The sequence below is a fragment of the Tatumella ptyseos ATCC 33301 genome (genome assembly GCF_000735525.1).
In the GTDB taxonomy this organism is placed as follows: Bacteria; Pseudomonadota; Gammaproteobacteria; order Enterobacterales; family Enterobacteriaceae; genus Tatumella; species Tatumella ptyseos.
Window position 1 is genome coordinate 41,036 of the sequence record NZ_JMPR01000004.1, and the last position, 16,576, is coordinate 57,611.

The following is a 16,576-nucleotide window of genomic DNA, read 5'->3' on the forward strand; positions in this document are numbered from 1 at the left end:
GGATTGATAATCGCTGCATCATACTTTACAGACATCAATATTTTTTATTCATCGTATTAAGGGTTGTCATATGACCAAATCACTACGGTTCGCAAGCGCGGTGGTAATGACCGGGATACTCTCCGGGCTGGGCGGAATGTTACTGGCGATGCTGCTGCATGCCGTTCAGCATCTGGCTTTCGGATACAGTCAGGATGCCATTATCAGCAAAGAGAGCTTTTTACAGGGAGTGACCGCGGCCAGTGGTGAACGACGGCTCCTGGCGTTGCTGACGGGAGGGATCATTGCCGGGGCAGGCTGGTGGTTACTGGCTCGGTATGGCCGCCCGCGGGTTTCGGTCAACGCGGCAGTGAAAGATCCTGCCAAACCCATGCCGGGGGTTACTTCCCTGATCCATGCCTTATTACAGATTATCACGGTTGCGTTAGGCTCACCGTTAGGTCGTGAAGTGGCTCCGCGGGAAATCGGGGCGCTGGGCGCCACCTCTCTGGCTCGTGCTTTCGGGCTTGCCCCTGAGGATACCCGGGTTCTTATCGCTTGTGGTGCCGGGGCCGGGCTGGCCGCGGTATATAACGTCCCGCTGGCCGGAGCTATCTTTACCCTGGAAGTGCTGCTGATCTCTTTCCGCTGGTCCTGCGTACTGCCGGCACTGGTGACTTCTGCATTGGGAGCCTATGTCGCCACTTTTGGCCTGGGCAATGAGTCGCAATACCATTTTTCGGCACCGGCCGCAGATACGCCTCTGATTATCTGGGCTATCGTGACCTCACCGCTGTTCGGCTATGCCGCGCATCTTTTTCGCCGTTATACCGGACATGCCCGTAAAGGCATTAAGACTAACTGGCAAATGCCGGTGCTGTGTCTGCTCAGTTTTGGCCTGACCGGTATTCTGTCACTCTGGTTTCCGCAATTACCCGGTAATGGTAAGGGGCCGACGCAACTGGCTCTTTGGGGTGAGTTAACCGGTCTGTTACCCGTGATGTTGCTGTTACTGAAACTGGTGCTTATCTGGGCTGTCTTACGGGCCGGGGCTGAAGGCGGCGTTCTGACACCAGGCTTTACCGTCGGTGCTCTGCTCGCCAGTATTCTGTTCACGGTTTTTTCTCCGTTCTTACCTGCCGGAGATCAGACGGCAATTGCGCTGTCAGGAGCGGCCGCCTTCCTTGCGGCGTCAATGCAGATGCCGCTGACAACGGTGATGCTGGCGGCAGAATTCACCCATATGGGCAGTACTCTGGTCATTCCGGTAATGCTGGCCGTGGGCGGCTCCTTCGCGACCTGTTGTGCCATTGAGAAACGGGCGAAGTAATCCGAAAAACAGCCGGAGATACGGTTGTCGTCCCCGTCATTCTGTGACGGGGACAGAGAGCCGGCTCTGCAGGGGACGCCCGTTCGCCGGGTCGGTTATCCCACAGGGTAAGGCAAGGCGAAAAAGTTCCGGCCTGCAATTGCAGGCCGGATAAGTGCACTACCGCCCATTACGGCGCGCTGATCCTGCCGGAACAGCGTCTTACCAGCGTACGCTATAGCGCAGAAGAAGATGAATGTGAGTAGCCACCGGTTTGCCAGCCACCTCCCAGCACCTTATACAAAGTAATTTTCTGATTAAGCTGGCCCAGTCGGGCAGCAATCAGAGATTGCTGTGCGCTATACCAGGAACGTTGCGCGACCAGAACGCTCAGATAACTGTCCACCCCCTGCCGGTAGCGTAATTGTGCATAACGGTAATCACGCTGGCTGGCGGCCGCTTCCTGATCCACCGCCTGTAACTGCTCCCTCCAGGTGTCTTCTCCGGCCAGTTGGTCATTCACTTCTTTAAATGCCGTCTGAATAGCTTTCTCATAATTGGCAATATCAATGCGTTTTTCGATTCTGGCAATATTGAGGTTGGCCGTATTAGCTCCGCCATCAAAGATGGGCAGATTGATTGACGGTACGAACGACCAGGCTCCGGTCCCGCCATCGAGCAAACGGCTCAGTGAACTGCTGGATGAGCCTCCGAAGGCCGTCAGACTGATGCTTGGAAAGAACGCGGCTCTTGCTGCACCGATATTGGCGTTCGCTGCTTTCAGAGTATGCTCGGCGGCAATAATATCCGGCCGGCGGGTCAGTAAGTCAGAAGGCAGCCCTGCCGGGGTGGGCGGGAACTGCCAGTGGCTGTTGAGCGTCGCATGAGAAAGTAATGTCGCCGGTAAGTCGGTCCCCGCCAGTAGCCGTAAGGCATCCACATCCTGACGTACCTGCCGCGTGTAGCTGGCAACATCGGCCTGAGCACTGCGCAATGTCATTTCCGCTTCGGCCAGGTCCTGATCGCTGCTGACCCCGCCGTCATAGCTCATTTTGGTCAGCCGGTAAGAGTCCTGCTGACTGAGTACCGTTTGCTGTGCCAGGTGCAGCAGATCGTTGTCCGAACAAAGCGTCAGCCAGGCGCTGGCTACTTCGGCGATCAGTGAGATCCGCGTCGCCTGTTCTGTGGCGGCAGTCGATAAGTAGGTTTCCTGAGCTTCATCCTTCAGACTGCGCAAACGTCCAAAGAAATCCAGTTCCCAGGACGTGACCCCTAGCCCGGCACTCAGTTCATGTTCCGTCACCGCCCCCGAAGTCCGGGTACTGTAGAGGTTGGCCGGCAGATGTTCAGAGGTCTGGCTGGCAGTGGCATCCACCGTCGGCATCAATGCCGCGCGGTTTACCGTGACCTGATCCCTGGCCTCTTCCACATCCAGCGCCGCCACCCGTAAGTCGCGGTTATTCTCCAGCGACAACTGAATTAACTGCTGTAACGTGCTGTCGGTGAAAAAGTTCTGCCATGACAGGTCGGCGACATTCCCCGTCGTACCGGACAAACTGTAACTGGCATCCACCGGCATTGCCGGACGTTTGTAGTCGGGCTGCAGACTGCACCCTGCCAGCCCCATTGCTGCCACCAGCGGCAGCAGCTTCCACGGGAACGACTTAATTATCATGTGTAATCACCTCAGAAGGGGATTGCTTCTTCCCGGAGAACACCCGGGACACCACAACATAGAACATAGGCACGAAGAAAATAGCGAGGAAAGTGGCTGTCAGCATTCCTCCGACCACCGCTGTACCGATAGAGTGCTGGCTGCCTGCGCCGGCTCCGTTTGCGATAGTCATCGGGAACACGCCGAGAATAAAGGCCATCGATGTCATAATAATCGGCCGGATACGCATCCGTGCAGCGTCTTTCGCCGCATCAATTAATGAACGGCCCTCACGTTCATGCTGCTCCTTCGCAAACTCGACTATCAGGATGGCATTTTTCGCCGCCAGCCCGACCGTGGTTAATAACCCGACCTGGAAAAAGACATCGTTACTTAATCCCCGGATAAGCACCGCCGCAATAGTCCCCAGGACGCCTAAAGGCACCACCATGATCACCGAGAACGGAACAGACCAGCTCTCATACAAAGCCGCCAGACAGAGGAACACGACCAGGACGGATAAGGCATACAAGGAGTACGTCTGCGATCCTGATGCCTGCTCTTCATAGGAAATACCGTACCACTGCACCCGGAATCCGGACGGCAATTGCTTAGCAATCTGCTCTACGGCTTTCATTGCCTGCCCGCTGCTGTAACCCGGGGCTGGTGATCCCTGAATTTCCTGAGCCGACATACCGTTAAAACGCTCGTAGTGCGGTGCCCCGATAACCCATTTACCACTGCCGAACGCGGAAAACGGCACCATATCGCCACTGCTGTTGCGGAAATACCATTTATTCAGATCTTCCGGGGTGACGCGGGAACTGGCTTTCCCCATCAGATAGACTTTTTTCACCCGCCCGTTATACATGAACTGGTCAACATAGCTGGAGCCCCAGGCTACGGATAAGGTGTTATCGATATCAGAAAGACTCAGCCCTAATGCGCTGGCCCGCTCATCATTAATGATGAGCTGGTATTGCGGTTCATCTTCCATCCCGTTCATACGGACTGCGGCCAGACGGGGATCCTTATTCGCCAGTTCAATGAATTTATGGGTCGCCTCCATCATCTGCTGGTGGGTATGATCGCCGGTATCCTGTAAATAGAAATCGAATCCGGTCGCATTCCCCAGCTCCATCACCGCCGGAGGTACCATAGCGAAGATTTTGGCATCTTTATAATGACTGAAATGGGCCATCGTCCGGGCAGCCAGCGCGCTGACGCTCTGGTCAGCCTGCGTTCGCTGACTCCAGTCTTTCAGGCGGACAAAGGCCATACCACTGTTTTGTCCGCGACCGGCAAAGTTAAATCCATCCACCGCAAAAACGGTGGACACCACACTGCCTTCATCTTTATTCAGATACTCAGACACATCATTCAGCACCTTCTGTGTCCGCTGCGACGACGCATTCACCGGCAGGGTGACCTGAATCATCATCAGCCCCTGATCCTCGTTAGGCAGGAACGTGGTCGGTACCCGGGTGAACAGAAAAGCCGTCACACCGATAATCACCAGATACACCAGCATAAACAGACCACGCCGCGACAGGATCCGGTTTACACCCCGGCTGTAACTCAGCGTCCCCTGCTCAAACTTACGGTTGAACCAGCCCGCCAGCCCGCGGGTTTTACTTTCTGCCGACCCGGGCTTCAGCACGGTGGCACACAAGGCAGGGGTGAAAATCAGCGCCATCAGTACCGACAACGCCATAGCAGACACGATGGTCACCGAGAACTGACGATAGATAACGCCGGTCGAGCCGGAGAAAAATGCCATCGGTAATAATACAGCCGATAACACCAGTGCTATCCCGAATAATGCCCCCTGGATTTGCTGCATCGATTTAATGGTGGCGGCTTTCGGGCTGAGCTGCTCATCGTGCATTACCCTTTCCACATTTTCGACCACCACGATGGCATCATCCACCAGCAGACCTATCGCCAGTACCATCCCGAACATAGTGAGTGTATTGATGCTGTAACCGAAGACAGCGAGAATACCAAAGGTCCCGAGCAGGACGACCGGCACCACCAGTGTCGTGATCAACGTCGCCCGCAGGTTCTGCAGGAAGATAAGCATCACAAAGAAAACCAGCACAATCGCTTCAATCAGTGTTTTAACCACATCCTCAATCGAAGCACTGACAACCGGTGTTGTATCATAGGGATATTCCACCTCGACGTTGTCCGGCAATGAATCTTTCAATGCAGCCACGGTATTACGCACCGCTTCTGCCGTGTTCAGTTCATTCGCCCCGGTCGCCAGACGTAACGCAATACCGGCAGAAGGCCGCCCGTTCATGGTCGAGTCGATGGTGTAACTCTCCGGCCCCAGGGCAACTTTAGCCACATCTTTAAGCCGGATTTGAGACCCGTCACTGTTCACTTTTAATAAAACATTTTCGAATTGTTGTACTGTCGTGAAACGTGATTTACCGAGAATGGTCGCGGTGGTTTTGTTGCCGGGAACCGTCGGTAAGCCGCCCAGGGAGCCGGAAGAGACCTGTACGTTCTGATTATCAATGGCCGTGGTGACATCACTCGGGATCAGTTTATATTTGTACAGCTTGGCGGGGTCCAGCCAGATGCGCATGGCATATTCTGCCCCCATCACCATAAAGTCGCCGACACCCTTGGTCCGGGAAATCGGGTCCTCCAGTTTGGATACCAGAAGATCCGCCAAATCAGCATTACTCAGCTTGCCGTCTTTGGAGATCAGACCAATCACCATCATAAAGTTTTTCTGATACTTACGGATGCGGATCCCCTGGTCCGTCACACTGGATGGCAACTGAGACTCGGCCAGCGATACCCGGTCCTGTACCTCAACCTGCGCAATGTCTGAGTTGGTTCCCTGATTAAAGGTGGCAATAATAGACGCGCTGCCATCACTGCTGGTGGTGGATTCAAGATATCGCAACCCGTCCAGACCGTTCAGTTGCTGTTCGATGACCTGTACTACCGTATTCTGGGTCGTTTCAGCACTGGCCCCGGGATAACTGACCGAAATAGAAATTGCCGGCGGTGAAATATTCGGGTACTGGTTCACTGGAAGATTAAAGGTCGCTATGGCTCCGACCAGCATCACAATGATCGCGATGACCCAGGCGAAAATGGGCCGTTCGATAAAGAACTTTGACATCAGGCCCCCTTATTGTGCCGCAGGATCAGTCATTGAAAGACTGACCTTGCTGGCATCCGGCGTATCGTTGGTATCTGCGGCAACAGGTTTGACTTTCATGCCGGTACGGACATCCTGCAGCCCGTTAACCACCACCCTGTCACCGCTAACCAGTCCCTGTGTTACCAGCCAGTTTCCGCCGGTCATTTCGCCGGTTGTCACACTCTGCTGCGCGATGGTGTCATCTTTACGAAGCACATAGACGTACGGCCGGGCTTTACTGTCATGCATAATGGATTCCTGTGGGACCAGAATGCCTTGTTGCTGAACAGCCTGTGGCAGGCTGGCATGGACGAACATCCCCGGCAGTAACTCGTTATTCGGATTCGGGAACACCGCCCGCAGCACGACCGTACCGGTCGCTTCGTTAACATTGACTTCAGAAAAGGCCAGTTTTCCGTCCAGCGGATACTGACTACCATCATCGAGCTGTAGCTGAACATCAGCCGTGTTATCCCCTACTTTTTTCAGTTTTCCTTCCGCCTGTGCCCGGCGCAGGCGCAATAATTCGGTCGACGATTCGCTGACATCCACATACATCGGATTCAGTTGCTGGATAGTGGCCAGATAATCGGTCTGCCCGCTGGTGACAAGCGCCCCTTCGGTGACCAGTGAACGGCTGATATGTCCGGAAATCGGTGCTCTGACCAGGGTATAATTCAGGTTAACGCGGGCGGCTTCTACATCTGCTTTGGCTTCGCGTTCTGCGGCCAGGGCATCATCATAGGTTTGCTGGCTGACAGCATGCGCGGCGGCCAGCGGCTGATAGCGTTTACGCAGCATTTCGTCGTTCTGCCAGGTCGCCAGGGCTTTGTCATACGCCGCCTGATAGGATGCGGGATCAATCTGGTACAGTGGTTGCCCCTGCCTGACTTCTCCGCCTTCGGTAAACAGACGTTTAAGGATCACACCGGTCACTTGGGGACGAACTTCTGCGGTTTTTACCGCATTTGTGCGGCCGGGTAATTGGGTAAACAACGTGACGGGCTCACTCTTCAGGGTCACGACACCGACCTCCGGCGGGGCTGATGCCACTGGCCGGGACGCTCCCTGATCGCAGGCTGAAAGCAGGAAAATCACACTGACAGACAGATATTTTAATTTCATAAGTGATCTCAATATCGACGGGGAAAGGATAAGGTCTTTTTTTCCATGATATGTCATAGAAAAAGAGTTAACCGGTCACTTGCCGTAAGGATTTCGTGAGATATCATTGCAAAAAGCAACCCGACAACCTTTCCGCACGGACAGGAGAGCACCCTCCGGGGCCGGAAGTATTCACAGACGATCGGCTGCCTTAACAGGCTGGCATCACACGCCCCTTCCACTGAAAAGCCACCTCACCCTTTCTGCACAGAGACGTCCCTCCTCCTAAAAATCACAGTGACGTTTGTGATCGTCCCGCCTTATTACCGGCCAGGGCATATGGCCCCCGCCATCCCGGACAACAGCACACACCCGGAGTCCGGTAATGCCGGGATACATCGGTTCAGTAACGGTCCGGGGGATATCTGACGAACCGCGGGTCAGGGTGCGGGATCTCTGTCTCAGGCCACCGTCATGTGACTATTGGCTGAGCGATGCTAGAGTTAAGGGATGACTGACAAATCCACAGGAGTGACTGTGCTACCTTTTATGACCCCTGTAATGGCGCTGGTGATTGGCTGGCGTTTCATTTTACATCTTCCGCTGCCCGCTTCCGTCAGAATACTGTTGTTTGTTTTTGCCTTGCTGGTGGCGGAGTGTCACCTCATTTATCGTCTGGTGTTCGGCAATATGTTTTCACCGGAATTTCCGCAGCCGGTCATGGTGGCGATTAACGTACTGTTCGGCGCAGAGATCCTGTTTACGCTGCTGCTGGTGCTGCATGGTCTGATCGCCGGGGTAGCTTACCTTGCGGGACACCCGTTATCCCATGAAGGGGCCACCAATAGTTTGTTATGCGCCGTATCACTGGCTATTTCAGGATATGCGGTATGGCAGGCCGTGAAGGTACCTGCAGTGAAAAATGTGACGGTGAATATCTCCGGGTTACCTTCCGCCTTTGAAGGCTACCGGCTGGTACAACTGACCGATTTGCATGCCAGTACCTTATTACGGGGTAAGCGAATGGCAGAGATCGTCAAAAAGACCAATGCATTACATCCGGATTTGATCACCATCACCGGGGATATCGCCGATGGTACAGTGGCAGACCGTCAACAGGATGTCGCGCCACTCAGATTACTGCGGGCCGGGGATGGCGTGGTCGCGATCCCGGGGAATCATGAATACTATGCTGATTTTTCAGGCTGGATGCGTGAAATTGAGGCCGCCGGGATCCGCGAACTGATGAATCAGTCGGTACGGATTTATCGCGGTGAACAGAGCATCGTGGTCGCCGGAGTAACCGATGAAGCAGCCCTGCGGTTTTCTCAGCCCGGTCCTTCACTGTCTGATGCCCTGCAGGGCGTGACGCAACAGGATACCGTGATCCTGCTCGACCATCGGCCGGTGAATGCCCGTCAGAATGCGGCCAGCGGAGTCGACCTGCAACTTTCCGGTCATACCCACGGCGGTATGGTTCCGGGGCTGGATATTCTGGTGAAACGAGCCAACCACGGGTTCTATTCCGGTGAATATCGTCTGGGCCGGATGTTGCTGTATGTCAGCAATGGTACCGGCTTATGGAATGGCTTCGCCCTGCGGCTGGGATATCCGGGTGAAATTACGCTATTTACTCTGCAAAAAGGTTAAACCTTTATCACGGCTACGCGGGTCTCACGACTGGTCCGCAACAAAGCCGGGCCAGCGTAATAATCAATGGAGGTAATGTCGCAAATCTCAGACAGGGGATCAGTGAAATCAGGAAGCAACTACCCGCAGCTAAACTTCAGTGCAGACGCCCGCATAAGTTATCCCTCCCCTGCCCGTGCTGGATATCCTGTCCAATAACTCCGGGAGTTATCATTCGCAATATTGTTAGATACAGGTCAACCTCACCCGGGTTCATAACCGATTTACAAAGAAAACGGATGCCGAGGCTGTTTCGTTTTCTACGAACAGCCGACGGATCATCAAAGATCCGAAGCGAGGCGAAAAACTCACAAGCAGAGACTTGGTGACAATCATTCAGACAGGAGTTTCAGACCTGCCCGGGTATAAACGAGACCGGAAAGATAATGAACCGCTAAGGGACTGCCCGGAGGATCCTCCGCAAAATACCGGTTCAGAGAGAGCTGTTATCTGTTGCCCTGTTCCAAGCCTTACTGCATTGTTTTGATATTTTTTACGACTGTCTGTGCACCATAACAATTCAAGATTTACCGCTCCTGCACTCAATAGATCACAGCCCCCCGGGTTTTCAGTATTATAAAAAATATCTCTTAATTTTCATCTGACTGAATTTTATCGTTTTTTTATTTATAAAAAAGTGGCACGCATTGTGCTTTGTTAACTCAGTATCAAAATTATCCTTATGACAACAATATAACATTGAGTCGGATATGAACATGAGATCTGAAATTTTCGAAACCATCGAAGAAACATTCAGTAAACAAACACCCAGTGATAAACGTATTAGCACCTGGTTGCTGAATAACAGAGAGCAAATTCCCTATGAAACGGCTGATAGTATCGCTCAGGCGACAGGTACCAGTGGTATTACTGTCGGACGCTATCTCCGAAAGCTAGGTTTTCGTAATCTGGATGATATGAAGAATATTCTTCGTAACGTGTCTAATTCTCCCTACAAGCCTTGGGGGGTAATAGATCGTTTAGATTCGTGGGAACAACAAAAATTCCATCCGGACAGAAGTAACCAATCTCTTAAAATGGAGATTGAAGCTATTAAGTATGTTTACCAACTGGCAAAAACAAAAGAATTTCTTACGGTCAGTCAGAAAATTGCGACCGCCGATGCAGTGATTATTTTAGGCATTCAGTCCACCCGTGGAACGGCCCATACTTTTTTTAGCCATCTGGAATATTTACGTCCAAGGGTCATCTATGCCGACGGAAGTTCAGGGAGCTGGCTTGAATCATTGAATTCAGAATACGAAAACCCTTATGTTGTTCTGACAGATACCCGTGCTTATTCTGCCGCTGCCCGCCAATTCTGCCGCGTAGCCTCAGAGACTAAAGTACCGGTGGTATTAGTAACCGATATCTGGTGCCCCTGGGCACGTGACTATCCTATAGACTTATTACAAGTAAAAACTGACACAGGAAACTTCTGGGACTCTCTGGCGCCACTGAGCTGCCTCTTTAATCTTCTTTTATCATCTATTGTTGAGCAGTTGGGACCAAAAATTTCCGCCAGGCTCGAATATAACCGTAAATTACAGCAAGATTTTGGACAGTTTGAACATTAAAAACCCAGGGAGCTTAATATGGATGAAAATAATTACCTGATTGACATCAGAAGTAAATTCCCAAATCTAATTATAGATATGAAATATGCTTCATCAGACAATATCACTCAACAGCCGATTTATAGTACATCAAAATGCCTTTTACATTTTGATGCCGCACACGCGCTGGAGAAAAGTATTAACATTGCCACATTAGCAGGATTCCATTTATTAGTACTGGATGCTTATCGACCAACTGCAGCACAGGAGTTACTTTGGAATGCCTGTCCAAATAATGATTATGTCGTGCCGTTATCTCAGGGTTCCAATCACAGCCGTGGGACTGCAATTGACGTAACATTAGTGGATGCAGCCAGTGGAATGATACTTGATATGGGTACAGAGTTCGATGAGATGAATCCGCTTTCTCATCCTCACCATCCTTCTATTAATCAGACCAGCCAGCGTAACCGTCTTTTATTAAATGCCATTATGTTTGGAGGTGGATTTACGGGAATAGTTACTGAATGGTGGCATTTCGAATTACCTACCGCTGCAGATTATCCGCTTATTGATGATGTATTTACTTGTTTTCCCCCAGCCAAGACTGACGGAGTATTTCAATGAAAACGAAGTTCACAAGGTCCGGAAACATACTCACTTTAATGATCGCCACAATTACGGCGCCGCTTAGCGTACCAGTATTGGCAGCCGTTCCCGACAATATGTTGGTTATCGGTAAAGCTGCCGATCCTCAGACACTGGATCCCGCTGTTACTATAGATAATAACGATTGGACCGTCACTTACCCTGCCTACCAGCGCCTGGTAAAATATAAAACAGAAAACGGCAAAGGATCTACTGAGGTAGAAGGCGAGCTGGCAACCGCATGGAAAAATTCTGATGACGGTAAAGTGTGGACTTTTACTCTGCGTAAAGGTGAAGAATTTGATGACGGAACCCCGGTCACAGCAGAAGCAGTAAAACTATCATTTGAGCGTTTGATGCATATCAAGCAAGGGCCATCAGAAGCTTTTCCGGACGGAATGAAGGTCGCAGTGATTGATCCTCAAACCGTACAATTTACACTAAATGCCCCATTTGCGCCCTTTCTCTATACACTGGCAAATGATGGAGCCGCGATAATCAATCCGGCCATTATCAAGGAATATTCTGCAGATGATGCACGTGCCTATCTTGCAGAGCATACTGCCGGTTCCGGTGCTTACATGCTTAAACACTGGCAGAAAGGCCAGCAGCTCATATTAGTTCCTAATCCTCATTATGCAGATGTCAAACCTGAGTTTAAACGTGTGGTGGTTAAAATCATTAGTGAGAGCTCTGCCCGACGTCTGCAATTGGAGAAAGGTGATATAGATATTGCCGATTCCTTACCCGTAGATCAATTTACTGCACTAAAAAAACAGAATAAAGTAGCAGTCTATGATTATCCCGCATTAAGGGTAACTTATCTTTATTTAAACAACAGCAAACCCCCTTTAAACCAAGCTGATTTACGCCGGGCAATCTCGTGGTCTACAGATTATAAAGGTATAGTCTCAGGTATTCTTGATGGGAATGGTAAGCAAATGCGCGGACCTATCCCTGATGGAATGTGGGGTTATGACCCTGATGCGATGCAATACTCTCTCGATTTGAATAAAGCAAAAGATGAATTTAACAAGGTATCGAATAAACCAAAGACCCTCTCTTTCCTTTATTCAGATAACGATCCCAACTGGGAGCCAATTGCATTATCTATGCAAGCCAACCTAAAACTACTGGGCATTAACTTAAAACTTGAAAAACTGGCTAATGCAACAATGCGAGACCGAATTGGTAAAGGTGACTATGATATTGCCATCGGAAACTGGAGTCCGGATTTTGCTGATCCTTATATGTTTATGAATTACTGGTTTTCATCTGATAAAAAAGGGCTACCAGGAAATCGGTCTTTCTATTCAAATCCCCAGGTAGATAACCTTCTCAAAGAAGCTACCTCAACGACAAATCAGGATGAGAGGAAAAAATACTATCAACAGGCGGAAAAGATCGTCATTTCTGATGCTGCCTACGTTTATTTATTCCAGAAAAATTATCAGGTCGGAATGAGCAAGTCTGTTAAAGGGTATATTTTCAACCCAATGCTTGAACAAATTTTCAATATTGCCGATATGAGAAAATAACTGACGGACAATGCATCCTTGTATCGGGGGCTTAAACAGCCCCCCTAAGGAGTAAAAAATGAGTTTCTGGAGTTTAATAAGACAACGTTTTTGGGGATTATTTCTGGTCGTCACAGGTGTCTGTGTGATTACTTTTATAATCTCACATCTTATCCCAGGAGATCCGGCTCGCTTACTCGCCGGAGATCGAGCCAGTAATGAAATAGTCCAACACATACGGGAACAATTGGGCCTTAATTTACCATTATGGGAACAATTTATTCGATATGTAGCGCAACTTCTACATGGAAACCTCGGTATATCTATACGAACGGGAAGACCGGTTCTGGAAGATTTAAAATCTTATTTCCCGGCAACACTGGAGCTGGCATTTTGTGCTCTTTTTATTGCTCTTGTCGTAGGAGTACCGCTGGGAGTTCTTTCTGCAGTATTTAAAAATCGATGGCTGGATCACTTAGTCAGGGTACTCGCTCTGACCGGTATATCGACTCCTGCCTTTTGGTTAGGATTAGGTGCGATTGTACTGTTCTACGGAAAACTCAATTTACTTCCCGGAGGGGGAAGATTAGATGACTGGTTAGATCCTCCTCACAGAGTTACCGGGTTTTATTTAATTGACTCACTTCTTAGTGGTGATATAGAAACTTTTTTTAATGCTCTCCAACATATCATTCTACCAGCAACGACTCTCGCGTTTGTTCATCTGGGGATTGTCGCCCGCCAGATTCGCTCAGCAATGCTTGAGCAACTAAGAGAGGATTATATCCGTACCGCTTGTGCTAATGGCATGAGCCGTTTCACGATTATTGTTCGTTATGCATTACCCAATGCCTTAATACCTTCAGTGACCGTACTGGGGCTTGCATTGGGAGATTTACTGTATGGCGCAGTATTAACCGAAACCGTTTTTTCCTGGCCAGGTATGGGGGCATACGTGGTGAATTCTATTCAGGCTTTAGATTTCCCGGCTGTCATGGGATTTGCCATTGTTGTTTCATTTGCCTACGTATTGGTTAATTTACTGGTAGATCTTCTTTACTTATTGATTGATCCACGAATGAGCCGGGGAGAACAAAAATGATGTTATCCGCTGAAAAAGCGTCCTCTGTAAAACCGAAAATTCGTCATAACATGTGGAAACGGCGATTATGGATGCTCAGAAAAAGTCCTCTGACTCTGATTGGTGGCGTAATTATTCTACTGATGTTGTTAATAATGATATTCGGCCCATGGATTGTACCTCAAGACCCTGATGCTATTAATCTTTCAGCCCGACTGGCACCTCCTGGTAGTACGCACTGGTTCGGCACTGATGAAGTGGGCCGGGATCTTTTCAGCCGCGTCATCATTGGGGCTCAGCAATCGGTTGCAGCCGGCCTGGCCGTTGTTTTTATTTCCGGGGTCTGCGGCTCGCTGTTGGGCTGTTTATCAGGTGTATTAGGGGGACGTAGCGATGCAGTGATCATGAGACTTATGGATATTATGTTATCTATCCCATCGTTGGTACTCACTATGGCTTTAGCTGCAGCGCTCGGGCCAAGCCTCTTTAATGCCATGCTGGCAATTGCAATTGTCCGCATTCCCTTTTATGTCCGGCTGGCTCGCGGACAGACATTAATTGTCAAACAGCATACTTTCGTTGAGGCATCCAAAACATTTGGAGCATCTAACTGGCATCTTATCAGTTGGCATATATTGAGGAATGCGATGCCCCCGCTGGTTGTGCAGGCATCTCTGGACATCGGTAATGCCATCCTGATGGCCGCAACTTTAGGTTTTATCGGTCTCGGAGCACAGCAACCAACCGCAGAATGGGGTGCCATGGTTGCTGTAGGTCGTAATTATGTTCTTGACCAGTGGTGGTATTGCACTTTTCCTGGCGCTGCAATACTCATTACAGCTATCGGGTTTAATCTTTTTGGCGATGGGATTCAGGATCTGCTGGATCCGAAGGCTGGAGGGCGTCACTAATGGGCGAACGAGTTCTCACAATAGAAAATCTGCGGCTAAGTTTCCCCGTTTATCAGGGAGAAGTGAGTGTTCTGAACGATATTTCTATGCATATTAATGCTGGTGAAATCGTCGGAGTCGTAGGTGAATCAGGCTCAGGGAAATCTGTGACTGCCATGTTATCTATGCGGTTAATACCACAGAGTATTTACAAGATTCATAGTGGCAGAATTGATTTGCTCGGCACCGATATACTGCAGGCCAGCGAAGCGAGTATGACCAATATTCGTGGTAATAAAGTCGCCATGATTTTCCAGGAACCTATGACTGCACTAAATCCTACAAGGCGTATCGGTAAGCAGATGATGGATGTCATTCGTAAGCACCGGCATCTCAATAAACAGGAGTCCCGGGAAAGAGCGATAGAATTACTCAATGATATGCAGATATCCGATCCTGCCACAATAATGAATAGCTACCCTTTTGAGTTATCAGGAGGCATGCGCCAGCGAGTTATGATTGCCCTGGCATTTTCCTGTAACCCCGACTTACTCATTGCTGATGAGCCAACGACAGCACTGGATGTGACGGTACAACGTCAGGTTTTACGTCTGCTAAAGCAGAAAGCGAAATCAACCGGCACAGCAGTTCTGTTTATAAGTCATGATATGGCGGTTGTTTCCCAGGTCTGTGACCGACTTTATGTAATGTATGCGGGTTCAGTGATAGAAAGCGGAAATACCAGGAAAGTACTCAGTACACCTTATCACCCCTACTCTACCGGTTTGCTCCGTTGTTCGCCGGAAGGCTGTGAGCCAGGCACGAAGCTAACCTCTATACCAGGAACTGTCCCTAACCTTTCCAAACTTCCTTCAGGTTGCTCATTCAGAGAACGCTGCTTTGCGGCCAGTGATGCCTGCCAGAACGTCCCGAAACTTCGGCAAACGATGGATAATGAGCGACAGATTGCTTGCTGGAACCCTCAACAGGAGCATCCTTATGTCTGAGACCCTATTAGCACTCAATGAAGTACATGTACATTTTCCAGTAAAGACAAACTGGCGGGGTAAACCCACTGAGTTTGTACATGCATTAAACGGTTTGGATGTCGGGATTCGACGCGGAGAAACTCTGGGAATTGTCGGTGAATCAGGTTGTGGAAAAAGTACGCTGGCGAAATTATTGATGGGGATGATAAAACCAACCACCGGTTCACTGGAACTCACTCGTTCCCCAAACTCCTGGTTAGGAAGGGGAATGCAAATGGTTTTCCAGGATCCTCTTTCCTCCTTAGACCCCCGGTTACCTGTCTGGAGAACGATCACTGAACCGGTCTGGATTCAGTCTCATCCTTCAGATAGTGATCGACGTTCTCTGGCTGCATCACTCGCAGAAAAAGTCGGGATACGGCCAGAATACCTTGACCGTCTGCCTCATGCTTTTTCCGGGGGTCAGCGGCAAAGGATTGCTATTGCACGGGCACTTTCAGGACATCCTGATATTATGGTTCTGGACGAACCCACTTCAGCATTAGATATTTCAGTTCAGGCACAGATACTTAATCTTCTGGGAGAATTACAAAAACAGCACAGACTCACCTATGTACTTATTTCCCATAATGTATCCGTCGTTCGTCATATGAGTGACCGTGTTGCAGTCATGTACCTCGGACAAATTGTAGAAATCGGCGATGCAAAACAGGTGCTGGATAGTCCAAAACATCCATATACCAGGCTGCTAATGGACTCAGTACCACGTATCGGTGGTCCACTGGAAGGTGAACCTGATAACAGCGAGTTACCTGGTAATCGCCAGCTTCCTGAAGGTTGCTATTTTCGTCAGCGGTGCCCCTATGCTACGCATGAGTGTTTTAAACCACAGTCGCTACTACCGTTAACCGGGGAGCATTTCGTACGCTGCTATAAAGCGAAAAAAGGTGAATTGCTGACTGCAGAATAGATAATGATCATCCGGCAGTAGTCA

At 49.9% G+C, this 16,576-nt stretch carries 12 protein-coding genes; 9 read left to right on the top strand and 3 right to left on the bottom strand.

Translation table 11 applies throughout. From position 1 onward, the window contains the following. Positions 1–70 precede the first annotated feature (70 nt). Positions 71–1,309 carry a chloride channel protein gene (locus GTPT_RS00330; protein ID WP_025903979.1) on the top strand — a complete coding sequence of 413 codons (1,239 nt, stop codon included), beginning with the start codon at positions 71–73 and terminating at the stop codon, positions 1,307–1,309. A gap of 214 nt (positions 1,310–1,523) precedes the next feature. Here the strand turns inward: GTPT_RS00330 and GTPT_RS00335 are convergent, their stop codons facing one another. From GTPT_RS00335 to GTPT_RS00345, 3 genes are read right to left on the bottom strand one after another with little or no spacing between them, the layout of a single operon-like run. Then, the gene (locus GTPT_RS00335; RefSeq protein WP_051170800.1) at positions 1,524–2,963 is read right to left on the bottom strand and encodes an efflux transporter outer membrane subunit; all 1,440 of its coding nucleotides are present in this window, start codon (positions 2,961–2,963) and stop codon (positions 1,524–1,526) included. Then, the gene (locus GTPT_RS00340) at positions 2,953–6,087 is read right to left on the bottom strand and encodes an efflux RND transporter permease subunit (protein WP_029990652.1); all 3,135 of its coding nucleotides are present in this window, start codon (positions 6,085–6,087) and stop codon (positions 2,953–2,955) included. Before GTPT_RS00340 ends, GTPT_RS00335 begins: the two co-directional genes overlap by 11 nt. Positions 6,088–6,096: 9 nt before the next feature. Then, positions 6,097–7,233 carry an efflux RND transporter periplasmic adaptor subunit gene (locus GTPT_RS00345; protein ID WP_029990653.1) on the bottom strand — a complete coding sequence of 379 codons (1,137 nt, stop codon included), beginning with the start codon at positions 7,231–7,233 and terminating at the stop codon, positions 6,097–6,099. A gap of 516 nt (positions 7,234–7,749) precedes the next feature. Between GTPT_RS00345 and GTPT_RS00350 the strand changes: the two genes are divergently transcribed. The 8 genes from GTPT_RS00350 to GTPT_RS00385 all read left to right on the top strand — a co-directional run bounded on the left by GTPT_RS00350 (position 7,750) and on the right by GTPT_RS00385 (position 16,552). Continuing rightward, complete coding sequence (locus GTPT_RS00350) at positions 7,750–8,862, top strand: metallophosphoesterase (RefSeq protein WP_197709872.1); 1,113 nt, start codon at positions 7,750–7,752, stop codon at positions 8,860–8,862. A gap of 749 nt (positions 8,863–9,611) precedes the next feature. Next, a complete protein-coding gene (locus GTPT_RS00355; protein WP_029990655.1) occupies positions 9,612–10,478 on the top strand; it encodes a MurR/RpiR family transcriptional regulator in 867 nt (288 codons plus the stop codon). Between the two features lie 18 nt (positions 10,479–10,496). Next, on the top strand, positions 10,497–11,084 hold the full coding sequence (gene ddpX / locus GTPT_RS00360; RefSeq protein WP_029990656.1) for a D-alanyl-D-alanine dipeptidase: 588 nt from the start codon (positions 10,497–10,499) through the stop codon (positions 11,082–11,084). After that, a complete protein-coding gene (locus GTPT_RS00365; protein WP_029990657.1) occupies positions 11,081–12,643 on the top strand; it encodes an ABC transporter substrate-binding protein in 1,563 nt (520 codons plus the stop codon). The genes ddpX and GTPT_RS00365 overlap by 4 nt, the downstream gene beginning before the upstream one ends. Positions 12,644–12,701: 58 nt before the next feature. Then, positions 12,702–13,724 (top strand): ABC transporter permease, encoded by a 1,023-nt coding sequence (locus GTPT_RS00370; RefSeq protein ID WP_029990658.1) that lies wholly within the window; start codon positions 12,702–12,704, stop codon positions 13,722–13,724. A 50-nt stretch (positions 13,725–13,774) separates the two neighbouring features. After that, complete coding sequence (ddpC, locus tag GTPT_RS00375; RefSeq protein ID WP_422396448.1) at positions 13,775–14,614, top strand: D,D-dipeptide ABC transporter permease; 840 nt, start codon at positions 13,775–13,777, stop codon at positions 14,612–14,614. Continuing rightward, complete coding sequence (locus GTPT_RS00380) at positions 14,614–15,600, top strand: ABC transporter ATP-binding protein (protein ID WP_029990660.1); 987 nt, start codon at positions 14,614–14,616, stop codon at positions 15,598–15,600. Before ddpC ends, GTPT_RS00380 begins: the two co-directional genes overlap by 1 nt. Continuing rightward, a complete protein-coding gene (locus tag GTPT_RS00385; RefSeq protein WP_029990661.1) occupies positions 15,593–16,552 on the top strand; it encodes an oligopeptide/dipeptide ABC transporter ATP-binding protein in 960 nt (319 codons plus the stop codon). Before GTPT_RS00380 ends, GTPT_RS00385 begins: the two co-directional genes overlap by 8 nt. Positions 16,553–16,576: the final 24 nt, after the last annotated feature.

Bases quoted from the DNA above. Each gene is read 5' to 3' on its own strand.
- GTPT_RS00385 (WP_029990661.1), top strand. From the start codon at position 15,593: ATGTCTGAGACCCTATTAGCACTCAATGAAGTACATGTACATTTTCCA.
- ddpX (WP_029990656.1), top strand. From the start codon at position 10,497: ATGGATGAAAATAATTACCTGATTGACATCAGAAGTAAATTCCCAAAT.
- GTPT_RS00345 (WP_029990653.1), bottom strand. From the start codon at position 7,233: ATGAAATTAAAATATCTGTCTGTCAGTGTGATTTTCCTGCTTTCAGCC.
- GTPT_RS00335 (WP_051170800.1), bottom strand. From the start codon at position 2,963: ATGATAATTAAGTCGTTCCCGTGGAAGCTGCTGCCGCTGGTGGCAGCA.
- GTPT_RS00340 (WP_029990652.1), bottom strand. From the start codon at position 6,087: ATGTCAAAGTTCTTTATCGAACGGCCCATTTTCGCCTGGGTCATCGCG.
- GTPT_RS00355 (WP_029990655.1), top strand. From the start codon at position 9,612: ATGAACATGAGATCTGAAATTTTCGAAACCATCGAAGAAACATTCAGT.
- GTPT_RS00330 (WP_025903979.1), top strand. From the start codon at position 71: ATGACCAAATCACTACGGTTCGCAAGCGCGGTGGTAATGACCGGGATA.
- GTPT_RS00365 (WP_029990657.1), top strand. From the start codon at position 11,081: ATGAAAACGAAGTTCACAAGGTCCGGAAACATACTCACTTTAATGATC.
- GTPT_RS00370 (WP_029990658.1), top strand. From the start codon at position 12,702: ATGAGTTTCTGGAGTTTAATAAGACAACGTTTTTGGGGATTATTTCTG.
- ddpC (WP_422396448.1), top strand. From the start codon at position 13,775: ATGTGGAAACGGCGATTATGGATGCTCAGAAAAAGTCCTCTGACTCTG.
- GTPT_RS00380 (WP_029990660.1), top strand. From the start codon at position 14,614: ATGGGCGAACGAGTTCTCACAATAGAAAATCTGCGGCTAAGTTTCCCC.